The organism is Helicobacter pullorum (assembly GCF_900638355.1).
GTDB lineage: Bacteria > Campylobacterota > Campylobacteria > Campylobacterales > Helicobacteraceae > Helicobacter_D > Helicobacter_D pullorum.
The window spans coordinates 234,740-259,462 of sequence record NZ_LR134509.1; the positions used below are offsets into that span (position 1 = coordinate 234,740).

General features: G+C 34.3%; 24 protein-coding genes. 16 read left to right on the top strand and 8 right to left on the bottom strand.

What is annotated here, in order from left to right; translation table 11 throughout:
• Nucleotides 1-6 precede the first annotated feature (6 nt).
• Genes kdsA through EL247_RS01170 form a run of 3 tightly spaced genes read right to left on the bottom strand, consistent with a single transcriptional unit; the run spans nucleotide 7 to nucleotide 2,229 of the window.
• Nucleotides 7-804, bottom strand: coding sequence for a 3-deoxy-8-phosphooctulonate synthase (gene kdsA / locus EL247_RS01160; RefSeq protein WP_054195408.1), 798 nt, complete (start codon nucleotides 802-804; stop codon nucleotides 7-9).
• 3 nt (nucleotides 805-807) lie between these two features.
• A complete protein-coding gene (locus tag EL247_RS01165) occupies nucleotides 808-1,428 on the bottom strand; it encodes a carbonic anhydrase (protein ID WP_224757655.1) in 621 nt (206 codons plus the stop codon).
• A gap of 24 nt (nucleotides 1,429-1,452) precedes the next feature.
• The gene (locus tag EL247_RS01170; RefSeq protein ID WP_005022030.1) at nucleotides 1,453-2,229 is read right to left on the bottom strand and encodes an OmpA/MotB family protein; all 777 of its coding nucleotides are present in this window, start codon (nucleotides 2,227-2,229) and stop codon (nucleotides 1,453-1,455) included.
• Nucleotides 2,230-2,323: 94 nt separating this feature from the next.
• Between EL247_RS01170 and EL247_RS01175 the strand changes: the two genes are divergently transcribed.
• Complete coding sequence (locus tag EL247_RS01175) at nucleotides 2,324-2,941, top strand: DedA family protein (RefSeq protein ID WP_005022032.1); 618 nt, start codon at nucleotides 2,324-2,326, stop codon at nucleotides 2,939-2,941.
• Here the strand turns inward: EL247_RS01175 and EL247_RS01180 are convergent.
• Entirely contained in the window at nucleotides 2,925-4,712 is a 1,788-nt protein-coding gene (locus tag EL247_RS01180) for a Na/Pi cotransporter family protein (protein ID WP_005022033.1), read from the bottom strand. The genes EL247_RS01175 and EL247_RS01180 overlap by 17 nt on opposite strands.
• A 169-nt stretch (nucleotides 4,713-4,881) precedes the next feature.
• Between EL247_RS01180 and EL247_RS01185 the strand changes: the two genes are divergently transcribed.
• Entirely contained in the window at nucleotides 4,882-6,096 is a 1,215-nt protein-coding gene (locus tag EL247_RS01185) for an NAD(P)/FAD-dependent oxidoreductase (protein ID WP_126441921.1), read from the top strand.
• 33 nt (nucleotides 6,097-6,129) lie between these two features.
• Nucleotides 6,130-6,882, top strand: coding sequence for a DUF5131 family protein (locus EL247_RS01190; protein WP_230845580.1), 753 nt, complete (start codon nucleotides 6,130-6,132; stop codon nucleotides 6,880-6,882).
• On the opposite strand, the gene dnaK is transcribed toward EL247_RS01190, so the two are convergent.
• Complete coding sequence (gene dnaK / locus EL247_RS01195) at nucleotides 6,883-8,763, bottom strand: molecular chaperone DnaK (RefSeq protein ID WP_054195413.1); 1,881 nt, start codon at nucleotides 8,761-8,763, stop codon at nucleotides 6,883-6,885.
• Nucleotides 8,764-8,784: 21 nt separating this feature from the next.
• Nucleotides 8,785-9,327 carry a nucleotide exchange factor GrpE gene (gene grpE / locus EL247_RS01200; RefSeq protein WP_040499891.1) on the bottom strand — a complete coding sequence of 181 codons (543 nt, stop codon included), beginning with the start codon at nucleotides 9,325-9,327 and terminating at the stop codon, nucleotides 8,785-8,787.
• 281 nt (nucleotides 9,328-9,608) lie between these two features.
• Here grpE and pgp3 point away from each other — a divergent pair, with 281 nt between their 5' ends.
• From pgp3 to EL247_RS01225, 5 genes are all read left to right on the top strand, one after another.
• A complete protein-coding gene (gene pgp3 / locus EL247_RS01205) occupies nucleotides 9,609-10,397 on the top strand; it encodes a peptidoglycan metallopeptidase Pgp3 (RefSeq protein ID WP_060661519.1) in 789 nt (262 codons plus the stop codon).
• 12 nt (nucleotides 10,398-10,409) lie between these two features.
• Entirely contained in the window at nucleotides 10,410-11,012 is a 603-nt protein-coding gene (locus tag EL247_RS01210; RefSeq protein WP_005022043.1) for a class II aldolase and adducin N-terminal domain-containing protein, read from the top strand.
• A gap of 61 nt (nucleotides 11,013-11,073) precedes the next feature.
• Entirely contained in the window at nucleotides 11,074-12,033 is a 960-nt protein-coding gene (locus EL247_RS01215) for a methionine ABC transporter ATP-binding protein (protein ID WP_040499894.1), read from the top strand.
• Nucleotides 12,034-12,043: 10 nt separating this feature from the next.
• A complete protein-coding gene (locus tag EL247_RS01220) occupies nucleotides 12,044-12,694 on the top strand; it encodes a methionine ABC transporter permease (protein ID WP_005022046.1) in 651 nt (216 codons plus the stop codon).
• Nucleotides 12,695-12,715: 21 nt separating this feature from the next.
• A complete protein-coding gene (locus EL247_RS01225; protein WP_065826417.1) occupies nucleotides 12,716-13,531 on the top strand; it encodes a MetQ/NlpA family ABC transporter substrate-binding protein in 816 nt (271 codons plus the stop codon).
• Nucleotides 13,532-13,577: 46 nt separating this feature from the next.
• Here the strand turns inward: EL247_RS01225 and rpe are convergent, their stop codons facing one another.
• Nucleotides 13,578-14,213 (bottom strand): ribulose-phosphate 3-epimerase, encoded by a 636-nt coding sequence (rpe, locus tag EL247_RS01230; protein WP_126441923.1) that lies wholly within the window; start codon nucleotides 14,211-14,213, stop codon nucleotides 13,578-13,580.
• A 139-nt stretch (nucleotides 14,214-14,352) separates the two neighbouring features.
• Between rpe and EL247_RS01235 the strand changes: the two genes are divergently transcribed.
• From EL247_RS01235 to EL247_RS01255, 5 genes are read left to right on the top strand one after another with little or no spacing between them, the layout of a single operon-like run.
• Complete coding sequence (locus tag EL247_RS01235; protein ID WP_077246803.1) at nucleotides 14,353-15,213, top strand: class 1 fructose-bisphosphatase; 861 nt, start codon at nucleotides 14,353-14,355, stop codon at nucleotides 15,211-15,213.
• Nucleotides 15,197-15,505, top strand: coding sequence for a hypothetical protein (locus EL247_RS01240; protein WP_104745493.1), 309 nt, complete (start codon nucleotides 15,197-15,199; stop codon nucleotides 15,503-15,505). The genes EL247_RS01235 and EL247_RS01240 overlap by 17 nt, the downstream gene beginning before the upstream one ends.
• Nucleotides 15,483-17,426, top strand: a complete 1,944-nt coding sequence (gene metG / locus EL247_RS01245) for a methionine--tRNA ligase (protein WP_126441924.1) — start codon at nucleotides 15,483-15,485, stop codon at nucleotides 17,424-17,426. The genes EL247_RS01240 and metG overlap by 23 nt, the downstream gene beginning before the upstream one ends.
• Before the next feature lie 10 nt (nucleotides 17,427-17,436).
• Nucleotides 17,437-18,525, top strand: a complete 1,089-nt coding sequence (locus EL247_RS01250; protein WP_126441925.1) for a hypothetical protein — start codon at nucleotides 17,437-17,439, stop codon at nucleotides 18,523-18,525.
• A 2-nt stretch (nucleotides 18,526-18,527) separates the two neighbouring features.
• On the top strand, nucleotides 18,528-18,917 hold the full coding sequence (locus tag EL247_RS01255; RefSeq protein WP_005022058.1) for a NifB/NifX family molybdenum-iron cluster-binding protein: 390 nt from the start codon (nucleotides 18,528-18,530) through the stop codon (nucleotides 18,915-18,917).
• Nucleotides 18,918-19,397: 480 nt separating this feature from the next.
• Here the strand turns inward: EL247_RS01255 and EL247_RS01260 are convergent, their stop codons facing one another.
• Nucleotides 19,398-22,046: an autotransporter family protein gene (locus EL247_RS01260; protein WP_232019770.1), complete on the bottom strand. Its 2,649-nt coding sequence runs from the start codon at nucleotides 22,044-22,046 to the stop codon at nucleotides 19,398-19,400.
• A 181-nt stretch (nucleotides 22,047-22,227) separates the two neighbouring features.
• On the opposite strand from EL247_RS01260, the gene EL247_RS01265 reads away from it, so the two are divergent.
• The 3 genes from EL247_RS01265 (at nucleotide 22,228) to flgB (ending at nucleotide 24,719) form a co-directional block, all read left to right on the top strand.
• Nucleotides 22,228-23,061 (top strand): flagellar hook-basal body protein, encoded by an 834-nt coding sequence (locus EL247_RS01265; protein WP_005022060.1) that lies wholly within the window; start codon nucleotides 22,228-22,230, stop codon nucleotides 23,059-23,061.
• Between the two features lie 12 nt (nucleotides 23,062-23,073).
• Complete coding sequence (gene flgG, locus EL247_RS01270; RefSeq protein WP_005022061.1) at nucleotides 23,074-23,865, top strand: flagellar basal-body rod protein FlgG; 792 nt, start codon at nucleotides 23,074-23,076, stop codon at nucleotides 23,863-23,865.
• A 419-nt stretch (nucleotides 23,866-24,284) separates the two neighbouring features.
• Entirely contained in the window at nucleotides 24,285-24,719 is a 435-nt protein-coding gene (flgB, locus tag EL247_RS01275; RefSeq protein WP_005022065.1) for a flagellar basal body rod protein FlgB, read from the top strand.
• The last annotated feature ends 4 nt before the right edge of the window (nucleotides 24,720-24,723 follow it).

The window sequence follows — 24,723 nt, forward strand, 5'->3', positions numbered from 1 at the left end:
TATCCTTTATTTTATGAGATTGTCAATTTCTAGTATTTTTTGGCAAAGTTCAAGTAAGACTTGTGGGGTTAGCATATTAGGTCCATCGCTTAGAGCGATTTTTGGGTTGGTATGCACTTCGGCAAATAAGCCATCAATCCCAACTGCACTTGCTGCTCTTGCCAAAATGGGAGCAAAGCGGGAATCGCCTCCGCTTTTTCCACCACCTGCACCGGGCATTTGCACAGCGTGAGTTGCATCAAAAATAACCGGAGCAAATTCTCGCATAATCACCAAAGAGCGCATATCCACTACTAGATTTCCATACCCAAAGCTACTTCCGCGTTCTGTTAGAAGAATCCCTAGATTTTTGGATTCTTGATAAGTAGGATTCTCTCCACCACGAGTTTTTATAGCCTTTAAAACAGAATAACGCATATCGGCTGGATTCATAAATTGCCCCTTTTTGATATTGACAATAGCTTTGCTTTTGGCTACCTCTACAATCAAATCTGTTTGTCGGCATAAGAAAGCTGGAATTTGCAAAATATCTACCACTTCCGCTGCGGGTTTTACTTGGTGGGTTTCATGAATGTCTGTTAGGAGTTTGTAGCCAAATTTTGCTTTAATCTTAGCTAGAGATTCTAATCCTTTTTCTAAGCCCGGTCCTCTGTAAGATTCAAGGCTTGTGCGGTTGGCTTTATCAAAACTTGCTTTGAAATAAAAGTCAATTTTGGGGTTTTTTGAGAGGGGATTTAGAGATTCTGCAATTTCTTCTAAAATTTCATCATTTTCAATAACGCAAGGTCCAGCTATTATAATCATTATTCATCCTTTTAGTAAATTAAATTCGTGTTTTTTAAAATCATAACTATAAACTTCACCACTTTCAATAATATAATGCCAACCATAGATATGGAGTGTTCTAGCAAGATATTTTTCTTTGACATTAGGGTAGGTAAAGAGATTCATAATTTGCTTTTCAATATTGATTTGTTCTGTAAAATATGCTCGCATAGCCTTGGTTTTTGGATTAAGAGCTAATACTTGCTCTTTAACAGGAGAGATGAGCTTCAGCCAATTTCTCACATTTGGCATTTTTGTGAAATGTTCCTCTTCATAAAGTGCAGCACAACCACCACAATGAGAATGTCCGCAAATAATGATATTTTCTACTTTTAATTCTTCTAGGGCATATTCAATGGCAGATGTGGTAGCGAGGTATTCATCCGCTTCTCTATAAGGTGGCACGATATTAGCAATATTTCGGATTACAAAAAGCTCTCCAGGAAGTGTATTTGTAATGAGGTTTGGGACGACGCGAGAATCAGAGCAGCCCACAAAAAGAGTGTGAGGGTTCTGCCCTTCTTTAAGATTTTCAAAAAGTTCTTTATAGGTTAAAAAATTCTCTTCTTTGAATTTTATTGCCCCTTCAAAAAGCGTTTCAATAGAGGTTTGTGCCAATTTGTATCCTTATTGCTGTGTAGCTTTAGAAAGATTTTCCATAAGATTGGAGAGATCTTCGCCTATGCTATACACATATAAATCAACCCGCCTATTTTTGGCTCTCAATTCTGGAATATCATTGTTGGCAATAGGTGAAAACTCTCCTTCTCCACCGCCTATAATGCGTTCTTTGTCAATACCTTGAGAGATTAATAAATTAGCTACATTGACTCCTCTAGCAATAGAAAGCTCTAAATTATCCGCAAAAGTGGCGTTTTTTTTCATGGGTGTATTATCTGTATGACCGATTGCTTTGATGAGTATTTCTTTGGGGAGATGATTAAGCTCCAAGGAAATGCGTTTTAAAAAGGTAATGCCATTTGAATTGCTAAGTGTTGCGCTGCCACTTTCAAAAAGCAAATCTTCTGGAATGCGGATTATTATGCCTTTTTCGGCTTCTTCAAATTCTACTGCAGGACCATTTGCAAGTTTATTGATTTCATTGTATTCAGTGATAAGACTTGCAAAGATATTCATTACATTATCCATTTCTGTTTCTGCTTGGATAGGGGTTGCTTGTATAGGTTGTGGCGGATTAATTTGTGTCCTTAGTCCTTTTTCTAAAACTGCAAAAGAGCCTTCTAAAGATCCTATGGCTTGGTTGATTTTTTGATTGGTAAAAGAAGCCATAGAAAGCAGGAGAATAAAGAATGTAAGAATCAAAGTTACCATATCTCCATAAGTTCCAAGCCATAAAGGGACGCCTTGTGGGCAATCACAAGGGGGACATTTTTCTTTTGCCACTTTTGAAATCCTTAAATTTTAAACTCTATTGTCTAATTATAACTTGTATTTGGTTATAATTTAATTTAATTTTTAAATTTTAAGTGAGGAAATTTTGCAAGCCATTGTTGATTTTATTGTTGAGAGTGTTGGCGCTTTGGGTTACTTTGGGATTTTTTTTATGATGCTTTTAGAGAGCAGTTTCATTCCTTTTCCAAGTGAAGTTGTAATGATACCAGCAGGTTATTTAGCACACCAAGGCGAAATGAATTTTTTTGTAGCTATTTTATTTGGGATTTTGGGTTCTTTAGCGGGTGCTTTGATTAATTATTATTTGGCACTTTTCTTTGGTAGGGACATTCTTATTAGATATGGCAAATATGTTTTCTTTGATGAAAAAACAATGCAAAAAATGGAAGATTTTTTTGCTAAGCATGGACATATTTCTACTTTTAGCGGTCGTTTAATTCCTGTTGTGCGTCAATATATTTCACTCCCTGCTGGACTTGGTAAAATGAATCTTGCTTTGTTTTGCTTTTATACTTCTTTGGGTGCTGGAATCTGGGTTATTATTCTTACTGCACTTGGTTATTTTTTGGGACAAAATGAGGCACTTTTGAAAGAGTATTTGCATATTATTACACTAGGATTAGTGTTTTTGGTGGTATTAGGAATAGCGGTTTATATTTTTTATCAAAAACGCAAGAGACAAAATTCTAAGAATCTTGGATAGATTCTTGTGGATTTTGCTCTTTTAGCCATTCTTCTTTGGCAAAAATAATTTCTACTGCTTCAATTAATTGGTTGGCAATTTGTGCGACAAAAGCACTATCATTGAGGATAGAAGTTCCATTAGTTACGCTGATTTTATCTTGAGAAATGAGTTCTTCTACATTGTGGAGGGCGTTGTAATCTTTTTCTTTCAAGAGATTTTTTGCATTTTTGAGTTGAGAGAGAATAAGCTGTGCGTTTTCATCTTTCATTGTTTTTAGCTCTTCAATACTTCTTAAAAGCTCGCCTAAGTCTTTTCGCATTGCATTGTATTGATTGGCTAATTCTTTGTTTTGTGAGCTTGAATAGACTTTCATATTGGTTTGGATAATTTTAAGATTTTTGGTGGCTTCAGTGATATTGCGTGAAGCAATTTTAAAAGCAAAGATTCTTGAATGCTTTTTTTCATCTCGCACGAAAGTTTGTGCTTTGGTAGAAAATTCCATAATTGCATCAAAAAGCACTTTGATTTTGCGTTTGTAGAGATAATCTAAATCAACATTTCCGCTAAACCATTTTTTGTTTTGGATAATATTGTCAAAACTCTCTTTTCCGCGTATATCACTACGATTAAAACCAATGGTGTGTGCAATCATTGCATAAGCGTTGTTATAGAGGTGCAAACTTTCTTTTTGTAATGCTTCAATGGCGGTATCAGGATAATTGATAATATTTTTATTGAGATAAAGAGGAGCGTCCATATCTCTGTCTTTTGGTGCTTTGATGAATTTATCCAAAAAGAAAACAATTTGTTTGATAAATAAAGAAATCAATAACACTGCAATAAGATTGAATAAAGTGTGAAAAAGTGCGGTTTTGAGTGCTAGATTATCTTGAGGAATCCATAAGTAATGTGCGACAAGATTAACAAGGCTAACAAAATAAGGAAACAATAAAATAACAATCAATGCAATAGTGAAGTTAAAAATGCAATTTGCAATGGCTAATTTCTTGCCCTCTATGTTTGTGCTAAAGCTTGCTATTACTGCTGTAACAACTCCGCCAACACTTGTTCCCAAGGTCGCTGCTAAAGCATTTTCAAATCCTATTTGCCCACTAATAAGAGCCGAAATGATAATGGCTAAAGTTGCATGGCTTGATTGAACGATTCCTGTAATAATTGCACCAAGTCCTACAAAAATCAAAATGCCCTTGAATCCTTCGAAATTAAAGCGGGATAAATCCATTACTTCTTTGTAAGATTCAAAGCCGCTTTTAATATAATCTACACCCAAAAAGAAAAAGCCAATGCCCATAAATATAAGCCCAATACCTTTGAATAAGGAATCTTTTTGGAATCCAAGTAAAGTCCCACAAACAATCAAAGGGATTGCAAACATAGAAATATTAATGCTAGTTAATCCTACAATGAGCCATGAACCAGCACTATTTCCAAGATTAGCACCAAAGACTATCCCTATGCCTTGTGCTAGAGTGATAAGCCCTGCTGAAAGAAAGGAAATAGAAATAATAGAAACCAAAGTAGAAGACTGCATTAAAATGGTGGTAATTACACCAAAAGAAATACTTTTAAAGCGAGTATCTGTAGATTTTTTTAGGATTTTTTCTAATAATCCACCGCTAAAAGATTTAAAGCCATTGCTAAGATTTGTCATTCCTATAAGCAAGATAGCAACACCTGCTAAGATTTTGGCAAATTCTGGAAATACAACCAAAAAATAGATTAAAGCAATAATGAGGGCAATAAGGGTATAGCGTCTAAAATTATGCACTTAGATTCCTAATAAAAATTTTTAAAGATGCAATTATAGCAAAGCCAAAGAAACATTGATTAAAAACATTAAAATATCTTTAAAAGTAAAATATTATTTAAACTTTTTATTATTTTATTAATATTTTTTGCTAATATGCAAACTAAGGAATAAAAAGTCAAGGGTTTTTATGGAAAAAGCAAGAAAAAATATTCTTATCATCGGTGGTGGTTATGGTGGATTAAAAGTCGCACTTGGATTGCAAAAGAAACTAAAAGCCAAAGCAGATATTACTTTAATTAGCAAACATGACTACCATTATCAGACTACTTTGTTACATAAAGTAGCAATAGGCACTTTGAGTTCAAGAAAAGCAAGAATTTATTATCGCAAGATTTTGAATCCTAAAAAAATCCGTTTTATTAAGGATAAGATTATTGAGATTTGCCCCAGAGAAAACAAGGTAATTGGTAATGGCGGGGAATATTTTTATGATTATTTGGTGATTGGACTTGGATTTAAGCCAGATAGTTTTGGTATCAAGGGCGTAGATGCTTATACTTATAAACTTTCTTCTCTCAATCGGGCTTTGAAGCTCACAAAAAATATTGAAAATAAATTTAAAGATTTTATGCACACAAAAAATCCTAAAGATTTACAAATTATTGTTTGTGGGACGGGATTTACCGGAATAGAGTTTGCAGCAGAGCTTGCTACGCAGCTTGATGAATTGTGTTTGATTTGTGGGATTGATAGGAAGATTCCAAAGGTTACTTGTATTGGGCGCTCGCCGCATATTCTGCCTGTTTTTAATTCAAAATTAGTGGATATTGCAGAGGACAAACTAAAGAAATTGGGCGTAGAAATCATTTCTAGTGGAAATATTAAAGAAATACAAGAAAATAAGGTTTTGGTAGAAAAAGATGGCAAAATAATCGAAGTTGAAGGGAATACGATTATTTGGAGCGCAGGGGTAAAGGGAAGTGATATAGTAGAAAAGTCAGAAATCCCTAATAAAAAAGGCAGAATCGCTGTGGATTCGCATTTGCAATGTAAGGATTTCTCTAATATTTATGTAGTGGGGGATTGTGCGATTGCTGCTACTAAAGATGCAATTCATGCACCAACAGCACAGCTTTCAGCTCAAATGGGAGATTATCTTGCAGAGCTTTTGTGTGCAAAGTTGGAAGGTAGGGCGTTTGAAAAGCCATTTTTATTTAATCATAGAGGGACGGTTTGTTCCATAGGGCATACAGATGGCGTGGGGATTGTTTATCATAAAAATGTCAGTGGAGAATTAGCTGCTTTTATGAAAAACACAATCGAAAATAAATGGCTTTTTAGCATAGGTGGTTTTAAAATGGTGTTTAAAAAGGGGCAATTTAGGTATCGCACAAGCAATTAATCATTAAAAATGCAGTAGAATCTGTTTTTTGGAGTGAAATTGCAGAATCTTTTTGGGGAAACATTAGAGTTTGGATATAACCCTTGGCATGGATGTTTTAAAATCAGTGCTGGATGCAAAAATTGCTATGTTTTTAGTATTGATAAAAGTCATCAAAAAGATTCAAGGGAAATCTATCAAACAAAATCTTTCTATCTTCCTTTGCAAAAAAATAAAAATCAAACTTATAAAATTCCGGATTTTTCTAAAATTTGGTTATGCTTTAGTAGCGATTTTTTGCTCAAAGAGGCAGATTCTTGGCGTAAAGAAGTGTGGGAGATGATAAAGATACGCAAAAATTGCACATTTATTTTCTTTACCAAACGCATTATGAGATTTATGGAGTGTATCCCAAGTGATTGGGGGAGTGGGTATGAAAATGTAATAGTTGGTTGTAGCGTAGAAAATCAATATTATGCTTCTTTGCGTCTTGAGAGTTTTTTGCAATTGCCAATTAAGCATAGATGGATTGTGTGTGCTCCATTGCTTGAGAGATTGGATTTAAGTCGATTTTTGGATAAGGAAAAAATTGAACATCTTAGTGTGGGCGGAGAATCTGGATTTAATGCTAGGATTTGTGATTATGAATGGGTTTTGGATTTAAGGGAACAAGCTAAGAGAGCTAAGATTAATTTTAGCTTTCATCAAACAGGGAGTAGATTTTTAAAAGATTCAAGAATTTATAAAATACCAAAAAAACTTCAGAAAATCCAAGCCCAAAGGGCTGGAATTGATTTAGAATTTTAGTTATTCTACTTCTGCATCAATCACATCATCATCTTTTTTGTTGTTGGATTGAGCGGTATTGCCTTGTGCATTTTGATCTTTTTGATACATTGCTTCAGCAAGTTTATGGCTTGCTTCAGTCAATGTTTTTACTTTGGCTTCAATTTCTTCTTTTGAGGCATTTTCATTTTTTAGAGTTTCTTGCAATTCATTGATTGCATTTTGAATTTTTTCTGCCTCACTAGAATCGATTTTGTCTTTCATTTCATCTAGGCTTTTTTGTGTTTGATACACAAGGCTATCGGCTTGATTTCTCACTTCAATAGCTTCTTTTTTCTTTTTGTCTTCTTCTTTGTTGAGTTCAGCGTCTTTTACCATTTTTTCGATTTCAGAATCAGAAAGTCCGCTAGAACCAGTGATTTTGATTTCTTGAGCTTTGCCGGTTGCTTTATCTTTGGCACTAACTGTCAAAATACCATTAGCATCAATATCAAAAGTTACTTCAATTTGTGGAACACCTCTTGGTGCTGCTGGGATTCCGCTTAATTCAAAATTCCCTAATACTTTATTGTCTCTTGCTAATTCTCTTTCCCCTTGTAAAACTTGAATGGTTACAGCAGGTTGATTGTCTTCAGCTGTAGAGAATACTTGATTTTTCTTAACAGGAATTGTTGTGCCTCGCTCAATAATTTTTGTCATTACGCCACCTAATGTTTCAATTCCTAAGCTAAGAGGAGTAACATCAAGTAATAAAACATCTTTAACATCACCTTTTAAAACTCCACCTTGAATTGCTGCACCAATTGCGACAACTTCATCAGGATTCACAGATTTGTTGAGCTCTTTTCCAATGAAGTCTTTTACTCTTTCTTGAACTTTTGGAATCCTTGTAGAACCACCTACCATTACAACTTCGGCAATATCGCCTTTGCTTAAATCAGCATCTTTGATAACATCACCGATTTTGTTAATAGTTTGATCAATATAAGATTCAATCAAACTTTCAAATTTTGCACGACTTAGCTTTTTGACTAAATGTTTTGGACCACTTGCATCTGCGGTGATAAAGGGCAGATTGATTTCTGTTTCTTGAGCACTACTTAATTCTTTTTTGGCATTTTCAGCAGCTTCTTTTAATCTTTGGAGTGCCATAACATCGTTTTTGAGATTGATGCCATTTTCATTTTCAAATTCTTTTGCAGCCCAATCAATGATTGCGTTATCAAAGTCATCTCCACCCAAGAACGCATCTCCACCAGTTGCCAAAACTTCTACGACATTATCGCCTGTTTCAAGTACGGTAACATCAAATGTTCCTCCACCTAAGTCATAAACAACAATTTTTTCTGCATGTTTTTTGTCTAATCCATAAGCAAGGGCAGCGGAAGTTGGTTCATTAATGATTCTTAAAACATTTAATCCAGCAATTGTCCCTGCTTCTTTGGTTGCTTTTCTTTGTGCATCATTAAAATATGCAGGCACGGTGATAACAGCTTCGGTTACCTCTTCGCCAAGATAGCTTTCAGCATCAGCTTTGAGTTTCATAAGAATCTTAGCAGAAATTTCTTGTGGAGTATAAACTTTGCCTGCAATCTCAATAGCACAAGCTCCATTTCTATCTACTACTTTATAAGGAAGTCTTTTTTTGGCTTCTTGAGCTTTTTCTTCATTAAACATTAACCCCATAATTCTTTTAATGGAGTAGATGGTTTTTTCTGGATTTGTAATCGCTTGTCTTTTGGCAGGATCACCGACTAGAATCTCGCCTTTATCGGTAAAGGCAACGACAGAAGGAGTTGTATTTTTCCCTTCTTTATTTGCGATAATTTTTGCTTCATTTCCTTCAAAAACAGCCATTGCTGAGTTTGTTGTTCCTAAGTCAATTCCTAATACTTTTCCCATAATATATCCTTTTTATTAATTTTAAGATTTTGCGATGCTAACCATAGAAGGTCTTAGCACTCTTTCTTTATATTTATAGCCTTTTTGCATTTCTGCGACAATTTCCCCTGCATTGTGCGAATCGCTTTGCACTTGCATAATGGCATCGTGAAAATTCGGGTCAAATTCTCCACTTGCATCAATGGGTTCAATCCCATGTTTGGCAAGTGTTTTTAATAAATTATCTAATGTTAATGCAATTCCCTCCTCTATTTTTCCTAAGATTTCTGTTTGATCGCTATTTTCTTTAGATTCTTTGATTGTTTTTAAAGCAATTTCCAAAGTATCAATGCTAGGCAATAAATCTTTTGCGATTTTTTCATAAGCGTATTCCAAGGCTTGATCTTTTTCTCTCATTAAGCGTTTCTTGGTGTTTTCAAAATCAGCATAAGTCCTTAAATATTGATCTTCTAGCTCTTTAATTTTATTTTCAAGCGATTCTTTAGAATCTTGCGCAGAAATCTCTTGTTCTTCTTGTGTGTTCTCATCTTGTGGAGAATCTATTTTTTCATTTTCATCTTGCATATAGAATTTCACTCCTTTCAAACAAAAATAACAACTTCAAAATTGAATTTTAGCAATTATTCTTGTGAATTTCAAGTAAAATTATATAACTTTAGTCAATTAATGTCAAGTTAAATTAATAAAATAAACTAAACTTTCTTAAAAATAAAAATTCAATTATCGTAAAAGATGGGGAAAATAATCAAAGTTTTTTGGCTAAATTGCTTTATAAGTAAAACTTTGATAATTTTCTAAAATACTTCAAAATTATTAGTTTATGGAGTAAAAGGAATTTTGTATTGATGAAAAAAATTGTATTGTTAATGCTATGTGTAGCAAAATTATTTGCAAGTGAATTGATAGTAGAAAATGGTAAAACTTTGGTTTTGGTAGAAGATTCTAATGAGATTGGAAAATTAAAAGAGAAAAGTCAAATATGGATTCCTCATCCACAAGAAAAAGATAAAAGCATTTTGGTTTTGCCTATTTCATATTATGCCAAAGAAAGAAAGTTGCATTTGGATAATGGCAAAATTGTGCGTATTTACAAGGGAAATTATAAAAGTGAGCAAATTAGTGTGGATTCTAGCAAGGCTAAACCAAATCCCAAAAATCAGGCTAGAATCAAACAAGAAAGAGATGAAGCAAATAAAATTTATGCAAACTATACAAAAGGAATTTATTGGGATAAGCCCTTTATTTATCCTATGGAGAGCAAAATTACAAGTGAATTTGGGAATGCACGGCTTTTTAATCAAGAAATTAAAAGCTACCATAGTGGGACAGATTTTAGGGCAGCCATTGGGACGCCTATTTATGCAAGCAATAGCGGTAAAGTGGTAATTGCTAAAGATAGATTCTTAGCTGGTCAATCTGTGGTGATTGATCATGGGGAGGGGATTTTTAGTATGTATTATCATTGCAGTGAGATTAAAGTCAAAGTGGGCGATAGAGTGGAGAGAGGGGAGTTGATTGCTCTAAGTGGAAATAGCGGTAGGGTAAGTGGTCCGCATTTGCATTTTGGAATCTTAGTAAGAGGGGTGCAAATTGATCCATTGGATTTTATTGCCAAAATCAATGCAATTTTTTAAAGAAAGGGTAGAATGGAAAAAATTTTTCAAGATTTAAAAACAATTTCCCTTGCAATGTTTAGGAAAAATTTTTTTGGAATCTTCCATGGCTCTATTTCCACAAAGCTTGAAGAGGGGCATTTTTTAATCAATAAAAAGGACGCAATTTTTGATGATTTGACAGAAGATTCTTTGATTATGCTTTATCACAAACAAGATTATCGCTGGAAAGAAGCGAGTATTGATGCGTTTATTCATTCATTGATTTATCAAAATATCCCTAATGCAAAATATATTGCCTATGGAATGCCGCCTTTTACGGTTGCCTATACACTTAGTAATGACAAAATTGAACCTAGAGATTATTTTGGGTATAAGATCTTAGGCACATTAGAAGTCTATGACCCTAAAGATTATGATAATTGGTATGAACGTGCAGATATTGAAATTAATCGTTATTTTAAAGAAAGTGATAAAAAGATTATGGTAGTTAAAGGCTATGGTGTGTATGTTTATCATCGGGATTTGCAATATCTCTCAAAACTTATGGCGATTTTAGAGAATTCTTGCAAAATTTTGCATTTCCATAGCATATTAGAGGGCAATAAGCCTTCTCATGAATTATTTGATTTTTAGGCTAGATAAAGTGGTTTGAATTTTGATAAAATTGCAATTTTTTAAAAATTAAGGTTTTTTGATGGATTTTATAGAGGTAAAAAATTTACATAAAAGTTATGGTTCTATGGAGGTTTTAAAAAATATTTGCTTAAATATTAAAAAAGGCTCTATTTTTGGTCTTGTTGGACATAGTGGAGCTGGGAAAAGCACATTGCTTAGGACTTTTAATGGATTGGAAAAAATCAATAGTGGAAAGATTTGGATTGATGGTGTGCAAATTGATCAATTAAATATTGAAGAATTGCGTCATTTTAGGAGAAAAGTTGGAATGATATTTCAAAATTTTTCTTTGATGGCGAGAAAAAATGTCTATGAAAATATTATTTTGCCTTTGCAATGTTGGGGAGAAAAAATTGATAAAAATAAAATAGAGAAACTTGTAGAATTAGTAGGATTGCAAGAAAAAATCAAATTTTATCCTAGTCAATTAAGTGGCGGGCAGAAGCAAAGAGTGGCGATTGCAAGGGCATTGGCGATGAATCCGAGTTTGCTTTTGAGTGATGAGGCGACAAGTGCATTAGATCCTTCTACAACAAGTTCTATTTTGGAGCTTTTATTGCAAATCAACAAAGAAATTGGAGTAACAATTGTCTTGGTTACCCATGAAATGGAAGTGGTAAAAAAGATTTGTCAAGAAGCAGCGTTTATGGAGAATGGAGAGATTATTAAAAGTGGTAATATTGAATCGCTGTTTTTGGAGCCAGACAAAAAAATGCGGGAGTTTTTAGGGGAAAATGAAATTTTGCCTCAAAGCGGAGTGAATATCCGAATCTATTTTCCAAAAGAAGTTGCACAAAATCCTATCATTACGCAAATGGCTAGAGAATTGCAGGTGGATTTTAATATCGTATGGGGAAATTTAGAATCTTTTGGCGGAATTGCTTTGGGAGTGCTTGTAATTAATATACAAAAAGAATTTCAAGAAAGAGTTTGTAGGTTTTTAACGCAAAGTGGGACGCGTTGGGAAATAGTGGAGTAAGGATTGTAAAATGGATATAAAATTAATGAAATTGCTTTTTGAAGCGACTTTGGATACTTTGTATATGAGTATAATAGCCACAACTATTGCTGCATTGCTTGCGGTAGTTCCTGCAATTTTGCTTGTATTGTGTAGTCCTAGTGGATTGAAACCAAATGCAGTGGTATATAGAGTTTTGGACGCTATTACAAATACTTTACGCTCTTTTCCATTTTTGATTTTAATGGTAGTTTTATTTCCTTTTACGCAATGGATTTTGGGCAAAAGTATCGGTGCGACAGCTGCCATTGTCCCTCTTAGTATTGGTGCTGCACCTTTTATTGTGAGAATTATTGAGGGTGCATTAAAAGAAGTGGATAAAGGCGTGATAGAGGCAGCACAAAGCTTTGGGGCAAGTCATTTTCAGATTATTTTTAAAATCATGTTTATTGAAGCTTTGCCAAGTATTGTATCAGGAATCACCTTGGCACTTATTTTGGTAATTGGTTTTAGTGCAATGGCGGGTGCTGTTGGTGGTGGAGGGCTTGGAGATATTGCAATAAAATATGGATATTATAGATTCCAAAGCGATATTATGTTATATACCGTTGTGATTTTGATTGTTCTTGTACAGATTATCCAAAGTTTTGGGGATTTTCTTTACAGAAAATTGAAACATTAATTTTTAGATTTAAGGAAGCATATGTTTAAAAAAATAATTGGTTTGTTGGGAATAGCAGCCGTATTGGTTTTTAGTGGTTGTGGGGATTCTGTAAAAGAAAATAGTGCAGAATCAAAGGGAGAAGTTAAGCTTGTAGTGGGTGCTACTCCAGAGCCACATGCAGTAATTTTGGAGCAAGTAATTCCAGTGCTTAAAAAAGAAGGTGTTGCATTAGAGATTAAAGAATTTACAGATTATGTAACACCTAATTTATCACTCAATGATGGTTCATTAGATGCAAATTTCTTCCAGCACAAGCCTTATTTGGATTCTTTTAATAAAGAAAGAGGCACAAAATTAGTAAGTGTGGCAAACATTCATTTAGAGCCAATGGGTGTGTATTCTAACAAAATTAAAAGCCTTGATGAGCTAAAAGAGGGAGATTTGGTTTCCTTGCCTAATGATCCTTCTAATGGTGCTAGAGCATTAAGAATCTTAGAAGCTAATGGACTTATTAAGTTAAAAGAGGGTGTGGAGCTTGTCTCTGTGCAAGATATTGTAGAGAATCCCAAAAAGCTTAATTTCAAAGAAATGGACGCTCCACAACTTGCTAGAGCATTAGATGATGTTACAATTTCAGTGATTAATACGAATTTTGCTCTCTTAGCGGGATTAAATCCTCTCAATGATGCGATTGCTTTAGAATCAAAAGATTCGCCTTTTGCAAATATCGTGGTGGTTAAAGAGGGACAAGAAAATGAAGCAGCAATCAAGAAGCTTGTAGAGGCACTCCAAAGTCAAGAGATTAAAGATTTTATTTTGACACACTACAAAGGCGCTATTTTACCTAGCTTTTAAAATATCAGCATCCAAGGCAATTTTGCTTGGTGCTGTTTTGGGTAAATTATTTTAAAGATGAGATTTTTTCTTTGTAATTTCCGCTAAATATATAACTTCCAGCCACTACAATATCTACTCCACATTTTTTGAGTTCCATAATATTTTTGTCACTCACTCCCCCATCAACTTCTATTAGACAGTTGGGATTAAGACTTTCAATCATATCTTTGAGTACTTTGATTTTATCAAAAGTGTTTGGGATAAATTTCTGCCCCCCAAATCCCGGATTTACACTCATAAGCAATACCATATCTACATATTCAATCAAATAAGCAATGGATTGTAAGCTGGTGTGAGGGTTTAAAACAATTGCAGGAGAGATTCCATAATCGCGAATTTTTTGGACTAGGCGATTTGCATGTTTTTCTTCTTCAATATGAAAAGAAAGGAATTTGGGTTTCAATGGGGCAAATAAATCGACAAAAAAATTATTGTTTTGCACCATAAGATGAATATCCAGTGGTTTTGTAGCGACTTTTGCCACAGATTCGACAATGATAGGTCCCATTGTGAGATTGGGGACAAAATGCCCATCCATTACATCAATGTGGATAAAGTCGCAATCCGCTTTACAGATTGCTTGGATTTCTTCATCGAGTTTGCCAAAATTTGCAGAGAGGATACTTGGAGCAACTAACATATTTTACCTTTGCATTTTTGAGATAGTAAATTTTAGCAAAAAAGTGCGAATATGTTTCTAAAATGCTAAGTAGTAAGCGATAAAAAATGTATTTTTAGGTATAATAAAAGACAATTATTATTTTTTTGGAGTTTAATTAATGCAAAATCGTTTATCATCGGATTTGGAAGAGATTTTTGCGACAATAAAAAATAGCTCTTTGTTGATTTTTGAAGTATTAAAAAATAGCATGGGAGAATACACACAAAATACAAACAAAACAGGGGATTTGCAACTTCAAGCTGATATATTGGCAGATAAAATCATTCAAGATTCTTTTAGGGAGTTAAAAATCATACAGCAAATTTGCAGTGAAGAGCAAGAAAGTGCAATCAAACTCCATAATGAAGGTATTTATAGCATTGCTTATGATCCTTTAGATGGTTCTTCTTTGATGGGGGCAAATTTGAGTGTGGGGAGTATCTTTGGTATTTATCAAGGGGATTTTTTGCCACAAAATCTAATAGCGGCTGCTTATGTGGTTTATGGTATGGTAATAGGAATTGGTTTTGCCTCTAATCTCAAAGAAGGGGTAGATTATTTTGTTTTTGATGGGAGGGAGTTTAGATTCCAAAAAACATTAATGCTCAAAGAAAAGGGCAAGTTAAATTCACCCGGTGGCACACAGCAGTATTGGAGCAAGGAACATAGGGAAAAAATAGAATCTCTTTTTGCAAAGGGTTATCGCTTGCGTTATAGCGGTGGAATGGTCCCTGATTTGCATCATATTTTGGTTAAGGGTGGAGGTTTGTTTTCTTATCCATCTACGCAAGATGCACCCAAAGGAAAACTTCGAATGTTGTTTGAGGTTTTTCCTTTTGCATTTGTTTTTGAAAGGGCAGGTGGAGAAGCAATTGATTCTAAAAAGCGTCTTTTAGAGCTAGAGCCAAGCCATTTGCACGATACAACCCCATGTTTTTTTGGAAGCAAAGAGGAGATAGAGTTTGTCAGAAGTCATTGAAAATACAGAAATTGCGCTAAAAGAGATTAAAGAGTGTCAAAATCGGCATAATACAACAAGTTGTGATTTTTGTAAAGAAGCGATAAAATGCGAAAAAAAGCATAATTTTGAGCAGATGACAGAGTTAAATTTGCAGGAAAATATTGGAATGCTTAAAGAATGCCAAAAAAAGCATAATTTACAAAGCTGTTTGCAATGTCAAGAAGTGCTAGAATGTGCTGTGAGAAATCGTTATGTCAATGCTGTTTATTTGAGTATGAATAAAGGAAATGGAGGAAGTTTTGAATTCTAAGTTTTATATTACAACGCCTATTTATTATGTGAATGATATTCCTCATATTGGGCATGCTTATACTACTATTATTGCAGATACATTAGCGAGATTCCATAGGCTTTTGGGCGATGAGGTTTTATTTTTGACGGGGACAGATGAGCATGGGCAAAAGATTCAACAATCTGCACAAAAAAATGGCAAAAATCCTAAGGAATATGTAGATGAGATTTCATCGAGGTTTAGAAATCTTTGGGATAGTTTTGGGATTAGCTATGATTGGTTTATTCGCACAACAGATTCTTATCACAAAGAAACCGCTCAAAATGTTTTTTTGAAAATGTTTCAAAAGGGCGATATTTATAAGGGAGAGTATGAGGGGAATTATTGTGTATCTTGCGAATCGTTTTTTGCTAAGTCGCAATTAATCGAACAAAAGAAATGCCCTGATTGTGGAAAAGAGACGAATCTTTTAAAGGAAGAAAGTTATTTTTTTAGGTTAAGTGCTTATGGGGATAGATTATTGCAGTGGATTGAACAAAATCCAGAATGTATTTTGCCCAAAATGCGACGCAATGAAGTAATCAATTTCATTAAAGAGGGCTTAGAGGATCTTTCTATTACAAGAACAAGTTTTGATTGGGGGATTAAACTTCCAAATGAGATTGGGGATTCTAAATTTGTAATGTATGTTTGGTTGGACGCTTTAGTAAATTATTTGAGTGCTTTGGGGTATCAAAATAATTTGGAAAATAAAATGGATTTTTGGCCAGCAAACTATCATTTGGTGGGCAAAGATATTTTGCGATTTCACGCAGTTTATTGGCCTGCATTTTTGATGAGTTTGGAATTGCCATTGCCTAAACATATTGCAGCACATGGTTGGTGGACAAAAGATGGTGCAAAGATGAGTAAAAGCATTGGAAATGTCGTTAATCCCAAAGAGGTTGTAGAATCTTATGGCATAGATTGTTTTCGATATTTTGTATTGCGTGAAGTGCCTTTTGGGCAAGATGGAGATTTCTCACAAAAAGCTTTGATTGAGCGGTTTAATGCAGATTTGGGGAATGATTTGGGGAATCTTTTAAATCGTTTGTTGGGAATGAGTGCGAAGTATTTTGATAATACCTTAAATGTGGATTTAGAAAGCTACCAAAATGCTTATAAAATGGAGATAGAAGAGATAAAGGCAATCTTGGGAAATTTGAATAAAATGATGCAAGAGGTGCAAATCAATCGATATTTAGAAGAGCTTTGGAGGCTCTTTAACCTTGCAAATGGGATTATTGCCAAAAAAGAACCTTGGAAGCTTATTAAAGAAAATAAACAAGCAGAGGTTGCAGAACTTTTGATTTTTGTGGCAAATTTGCTTATTAAGGGTGCTTTGTGTCTTTATCCTTGTATGCCAGAGAGTGCTAAGAAAATTATGAGTGTTTTTGGTTTGGAAGTGAATGTCCAAAATTACAAGAATTTTGTATGTGGGGAAGAAGTTTTAACTTCGGTTTCTTTGAATCCTATCCCCGCACTTTTTCCAAAAATCGAAGAAATCTGTGAAGTGCAAAAACCCATCAAAAACAAAGAAAATAAAGAAGCCCTAGAGCCTCTAAAATTAGAAAATCCTATCACAAAAGATGATTTTACAAAAATAGAAATCAAAGTGGGAACAATCATAGAAGCAGAGATTTTACCCAAAAGTGAAAAGCTCCTAAAGCTTAAAGTGGATTTGGGAGAGAGTAGGGCAAGACAGATTCTAGCAGGCATTAAAGCATATTATATGCCAACTGATTTGATAGGCAAGCAAGTGTGTGTTTTGGCAAATCTAAAACCAGCAAAACTCATGGGGGAAATTAGCGAAGGTATGATTTTGGCTGCTAAAGATGATGAGGGCTTGGCATTTATTATGCCTCAAAACCAAAGAAAAAATGGAAGTCAAATTAGTTAAAGGATTGTATGTGAAAAAAAACGGAATCCAACTTAGCGTCAATGAAATCGTAGAGATTACTTATGGGACACTTTTAAATCAGCCTAGCATTTCTTTTTTTAATCAAATTTGTGATGATGTGCAAAAAATCAAAAAAGGCGATTTGTTTGTCGCAAGAGATTCTAAAGATATTTCTAAAGCTGTGCAAGAAGGTGCTTTTGGGATTCTTTTTAGCGATGAAATTGCAATGAGTGATTCAGAAGTAGCGTGGATTTATGTCGAAAATCTCGATGAAGCTTTGGTGCGAATTTTGCGACATTATCTCATTATGAGAAATGAAATCCTTTTTTTATTAAATAGTGATGAATATGAGCTAAGTCATCAAATCTTAATCCCCAAAAAGAGCTTTATCCATTTTGATGGTTCTTTGGTGCAGCTTATTTCTTATGTGTTAGAAGGCGAGAATACAGCTTATATTTTATATCACAATGCTATCCAATTAGATTTTAGCAATCTCCCTCAATTTCAGCAAGAAATTAAAGAGCTAGATAAACAAAAAATACCAGAAGAATCTTTTTTATTTTCTATTAATTCTTTTTCTTTGTTTGGTATGAAAATATTTTATAAATCTGTGGATTATTCACTACCTATCCCAAAGCTTTTTTTGCAGCTTTTAGCAAGAGTTTTGAAGTTTGCAGAAGAATATTCGTTGGAAGCGGATTTGGAGAAATTAGAGGGTCTTTCAAGTTTTAAACCGCTTTATTTAGATGAGAGAGGTTTTATATCAAAGCCGGGTGCAACCAATAAAGTTGTGCTTGCTTGCAAGGATATTAAACTTTATGAGCAGTTTTTGGCTTATTTTAAAATGTATGCTAAATGGGCAAGATTAATGCTTTTTGTCCCTAAAGAATACCAAGAGATTTTTACCCCTTATGCAGAAATTTTGGGTTATGAAACAAAAGAAGGGCTTTTTTCTCAAGTTTTGGTGCAAAAGTATAATTTTGCATTAGTGCTTGGTGTAGAAACGCAAGATTTTGAAGAAAAATTCCAAGGGCAAGTAGAAGAGCAAAATCTCTTTGACCTTGCAAATATTGATAATGAGGATACAAAAAAGGATTAATGATGAAAGTAGCAGTTCCGGTTTTTGATGAGAGTTTAAGGATTTTTGGCAATACAGGGCATACTCCATTTTTTGCAGTATTTGAGCAAAAGGGTAGCGGAATGTTTAAGCAATTTAATTTGCTAGAATTACGAGAAAATCCGCGTGGGAATGTAGAAGCAAGCGAGGGTTGTTCTCACAAAGATTCTGATATGACGCAAGAAGAGCAAATTGCACATAAGTTGGAACATAATGTGTTGGGTGAAATTATCAAGGATTGTCAGGCTGTGCTAGTTAAAAAAGCTTGTAAAAACACTGCAAAAGTTTTTTTGGAATGTGGCATTGAGATTTATAAAATCAACCAAGATTGTCAAAATGCAAAGGATTCTTTTAAATACCTCGCTAAGAAGTAATTGATTGTAGAGATTCTAGGAATGATTGCAAATGAGTAAATTTGCTAGAATCTCTTAATGCTTTTTGTTTTTGATTGTTCATTTATTTGGCTTACAAAATTTAATGCTAAGTATAAATCAAGTAGAATGGTAGTTTGTTTGTAAGGTTTTGGGGCAAAAAGTATCAAGCTACCCTCAAATTTGTTTTTGTGTCTAATTATTGCTTATAAGCTTATATCCTATTGCTATTAATTTAAGATTTCATAGACTTTTACTGCTATTGTTTGTTGGATTATTTTCTGTAAATGTAGGATTTTGTTTTGGATTGTTAGTTTTCATTAAATTAATTGAATAGATGAAAGATATCTTTAGCCAAAAGGGCTAAAGAGGAATGAAATTTTTAAAAGCAAGTTGGTTTGTTTGGCAATTTTTCAGCTTTTTATCGATTAACTTTGAAATTGAATAAAACCCAAGGCAAAAACCTTGAGTTTGATAGTATGATTAGAATCTATATTTGATTCCTACATTTCCGCTGATATAAGTTTCATTTTTAGAATCTACTTTTCCAGCTAAGATTTGTTTAGCACCAATACCAGCGTTTAATGATAATGCATCAGTGATTTCTAAATTACCACCAATTACGAGTTGTCCATAAGTTTTCTTTTTGTCTTCTCCTGCAATGCTAAAGCTTGTGCTAGAGCCTACGAATCTACCCACATAATCATCGCCATTATTGATGATATATTGCTCGATTTTTGGAGTTACAAACAAATATGATGAAGAGCTGAAGTATTTTCTAGCTTCCAATCCTAATTCCAAGCTTACAGAATTGTTTGTATTGGATTCTACGCTTTGAGCCAAGATAGTTCCACGCTCTGTATAGCTAGGTGTATGAGAATAGTAGTAATTCACTCCACCAAATGGTTTTAAGAAGAATCCATTATCCATATCAAAGACTTTACCTGCATTTGCACTAACGCCAAAGAATTTTTTATCAAAATCTGAAGTGTTGATTCCAGCGATGTTTGAAACTCTTTGATCAGTTTGTCCAAGTTGTCCATAAGCTCTTAGGTTAAGTTCCCAAGTTGGAGCAATTTTGATTTGAGAATAAACACCGATTTGGAAGTTATCAGATTCTTGACTAAGCAAAGTATCTTGTAATTCCGCATTTGCATAAGTTGCATAAATACCCAATAAAACATTATCTGTTACATTTCCATCAACACCTATGCTAATCCCATATAATCCACCAGATTCGCCATCAATGATATTTGCACCACCAAAAGCATTTGCCCATACAGCTGCATTATAAGTTTCATAATAGCTATAAGCTCCATCTGTCCCTGTTGTGCCTGAAGCTGCAAATTTTTCTTTGGAGAGTGATTGATAAGGATTGTTTGCTCTTGCGATTCGAGAGCTAATTGCCATATCATTAGAAACATTAATTGCAGTCATCATTGATGATGAAGCGTCTGTGAAGTTTGTCGCACTTCTTGCAGAATCTCTAGTATCTTTGAAGAATCTTTGGTTGGTAATCACTTGCATTACTTGTTGAGTATGAAGGCTTGAACCTGCAATACTTGAAAGGATTTTGAGAGATTCTCCAGTGTTCCCTGAATTTTTTGTCGCAGAAACAATCGGAGTGAGCTTCTCATTCATATCAAATAAAACTCCGCCAAATAGAGTATCGTCTTTACGAATTTTAACCGCTTCTAAGATATTATTAGCCAAAGAATAATCCCCTGCATTAATGCTAGGTGCTAAAGCTTCAAGCATAATATCTTTGATATTAGATTCTGTTGCAGTATTAACTTGATTTTTAGTGTCTGTAAGTGCATTATTTCTATCGGTTAAATCTGTTTTTGCATTAGCGATTGCTTCAAGTTCGTTTGTGATTTGATTGATTTGTTGTTGTAGTTGTGCTTTTGTTGCCTCATCAGCCATTGCAAGTTGTGATTCAAGGCTTGCTTTTTGTGATGTCAAATTGCCTTCTATTTGTGTTAATTGTGTTTGTGCTTGTGTAATATAGCCTTGTTCTGTTGTGATAAGGCTACTTGCAACATTTTTAAGGCTTGTTAAATCTTGTTTCGCAAATTCCTCGCTAAGTTGCCCATTGATATAAAGCGTTTTGCCATCTTCTGAAAGATTAAGAGTGTAAGTAACTCCATTTAGAGAATTGCCATTAGTAATTTCAATTTGGAGATTATATAAATTCGGTTTTAAAATATTTGTGTTGGTTAATAGTGAAGAAATATCTTTAAAATAAGTGATTGTGCCTACTTGATTACTTGTGAGGACATCTGCATTAAATTGATTTGCATGGATTAGATTCATCTGTCCAAGAGGTAAATCAGCACTAAAGAATCCAAATTGACTATTTGTAATGTTTGCATCTTTGCCCACATAGATTCCCCAATCAGTAAAGCTCCAATTAGACAGCATGGAGTTATAATAATCTGGTTGATTTGAGCCAGTGTTTGGTAATGTACCATTTTGAACAGCACTTTGTGCCCCAGCATTAAACTGAAAATGCTCATTTGCCATAGTTAAATTTTCAGAAATATTGATTTTTCCAAGTTGCAACATATGGAAACCAGAGCCATCGCCTTGAAAGTTTGCATTACCTATGATATTTAAATTATGCCCTATTACATTTAGCATGGCACCATTTTGAAAGGTAGTATCACCTGTAATGTTGGAATCCTTATAAATATTTACAAATGCATTAGAATCAAATGTAACTTGTTGTGCATTGATATTAAATGAAAATGCTTGTCCTGTTGGAGCTAAACCTCCAACTATTTCTCCTAGTTCATCTGGAAAATATCCTCCAATAGGTCCAGTAATTGTTACATTATTTGCATTAATATCAAGGTTATTAAGCTTTGTGGTATTATCATTTCTTATTTCTGTTGCATCAAAGCTAAGATTTAAATTTGAATTTGTGTTGTTAAACTGCCAATTGCCTGTACCATTTTGCTGAAAATTGCTATTGAAGCCCGCACTATCGCTAACTGCAATATCTGTGATAGTTGGTTGTTGTATGCTACCTGTGTTAGCACTTCCCGTGTTTGCAACAGCAATGCCAGCAAATGCTGCAGCGATACTAAGTCCAGCTAGGACTCGACTTGCTATAATTGAAACTTTCATTCATTTCTCCTTAAAAATAAAAATGGAATTTTTATTATGCCCCCCCCCCCCCCTTAGTTTTTACTTAAAAGGATAAAAAATGTTTTAGGTAATTTTGAAAAAATTAAATTTTTTAGTGGTATCAAGATTTTGGAACACTTTTTGCTTTAGTGATGTCAAATTTGCTAGATAAAGGAATATTATGCAAGGTGGCTTTTATAGTTCAGTTGGTGGAATGGTAACGCAGATTAATCGCTTAGATGTGATTGCGAATAATATTGCAAATGCCAATACTACGGGATTTAAAAGAGATGATGTTGTGATAGGTGATTTTATGCGACTTTATGAACAACACAAAGAATTTTTGCCTATAGAAGATCAAACAAAAGATGCAGCGAAATTTTATAATCGTTCTTTAAATCGTGTGCCACAGATTGTAGAGGAATTTACGGATAGAAGTGCTGGGGGAGTGGTGCAAACAGAAAATACTTTTGATTTTGCATTGAGTAGAGAAAATGCTTATTTTATGATTGAGACGCCAGAGGGGATACGATTTAGTCGTGATGGTTCTTTTGTGCTAAATGAGGAAGGGCGTTTGGTTAATAAAGAGGGTTATGCAGTGCTTCCACGAGAATACATTGAATCTCCACAATATATTGATTTTGTCGATGGATTCCAAGTAGAAGTAGATAGCGATGGGAATATCTACAATCGTTCTTTGACAAATGAGGAATTAGATGAGGCATTGCTAGGTGGCAATATTGCTGTTGTTTCTTTTGAGAATCCAAAATTTCTTCAAAAAGTCGGGGACAATCTTTATAAATATCCAGAAGAAAGAATGAATGAAATGGAGGTTTTGGAGAGAAGTGGAGCGGTAAGACAAGGGTTTTTGGAAAAAAGCAATATTAATGTTGTTTATGAAATGACAGGATTGATTGAAACTAATCGTTTGGTAGAGGCGTATTCTAAGGTGCTTAAAACCCATATGGATGACTTAAATACAGAAGCAATTACAAGATTAGCAGCAAGAGCATAAAAAGGATTTAAAATGATGAGAGCATTATATACAGCAACAACAGGAATGCTGGGGCAACAATTACAAATTGATGTAACTTCTAATAATATTTCTAATGTGAATACTTTTGGGTATAGAAAAGAAAGGGCAGAATTTGCGGATTTGTTTCATCAAGTTTTGCAATATGCAGGTTCTAGCACTTCAGAAACAACACTTTCACCAACAGGGATTGAAGTGGGGCTTGGTGTGCGTCCAACTTCGGTGCAGAAGATTTTTTCTCAAGGGAATTTTAAAGAAACTGAAAATAATTTGGATATTGCAATTACAGGGAATGGGTTTTTTCAAATCGAACTTCCAGATGGGACGATTGCTTATACGCGTGATGGTTCTTTTAAGCTTGATGATGAAGGGAATGTGGTGAATTCTCAAGGGTATTTGCTTGTGCCAAATATCACAATCCCAGATGATGCTACTCAAGTAAATATTGGGACAGATGGCACTGTTACGGTAGTGCAAGGGAATGAAACAGAAGTCAATGAGCTAGGACAGATTGAAACGGTGAATTTCATCAACCCTGCAGGTTTGCACGCATTAGGCGATAATCTCTATCTTAATACAAATGCTTCAGGGGATCCTATCGTTGGGACTCCGGGATTGAATGGTTTTGGGCAATTAAGGCAGGGATTTGTGGAAACAAGTAATGTGAAGCTTGTAGAAGAAATGACAGATTTGATTGTAGGACAAAGAGCGTATGAGGCGAATTCAAAATCAATTCAGACAGCAGATTCAATGCTACAAATCGTGAATCAGCTCAAGCGTAACTAATGAGTAAAATTATATTTGTAGGTTTGGGCTAGTGCTTATGCGGTGAGCATGAGTATAATTTGGGGGAATTTAGAAATTTTATAAGGATTCTAGGCTTAGTTCTAGCCCTCTTTAAAACTTAAAACAATCAAAGTTGCTTATAAAACTACTTGGCAATTGCTAGAATTTTTGGGGAAGCAATGGCAAAATCAAGAGGGATTCTTGTGATTTGCTATTGTCTTTGTTATTTTTCTTGCCGTGGATTGCTATAAAGCTAAAAGCTTTTGCAATCACAAGTCGTAATAATAAAATAATCTGTAATGGTATATCGATAATGACGCAGTGGGATTTTGTTTGATAAATTCACAAACCTCACCAAATTAAAAATTGGAATAGTATTTGCTTATTGTCTATTTAGAATTTATAAATTAGGATTTTTTATGAGCATTTTTAATTTTAGCCAAGCGCGTGGATTAGCACAAGAGGCTTTGGATTATCGTTCTTTGCGAAGGGATATGATTTCTAGTAATATTGCAAATGTCTCCACTCCTATGTATCGCCCAAAAGATATTAATTTTGAACAAATGATGGCAAAAAAAGCTGATGAAGTTTTTAATCGAAGCAAAGATATGACATTGGATTTGGCATTGACTAATAGCAATCACCTTTTGCCGCTTGAAGAGATGGATTTATCTCGCACAACAATGTTTTATCGTGATGGGCATTTGGCTAGAAATGATGGAAATAGCGTGGATTTGGATATTGAAACAAGCGAAATGGCGAAAAATGATATTATGTATCAAGCATTAGTGGGGGCTTTAAGAAAGCAAGGTGGAATCTTTTCTAATGCAATTGAATCTTCAAAAAGCTTATAGGAGG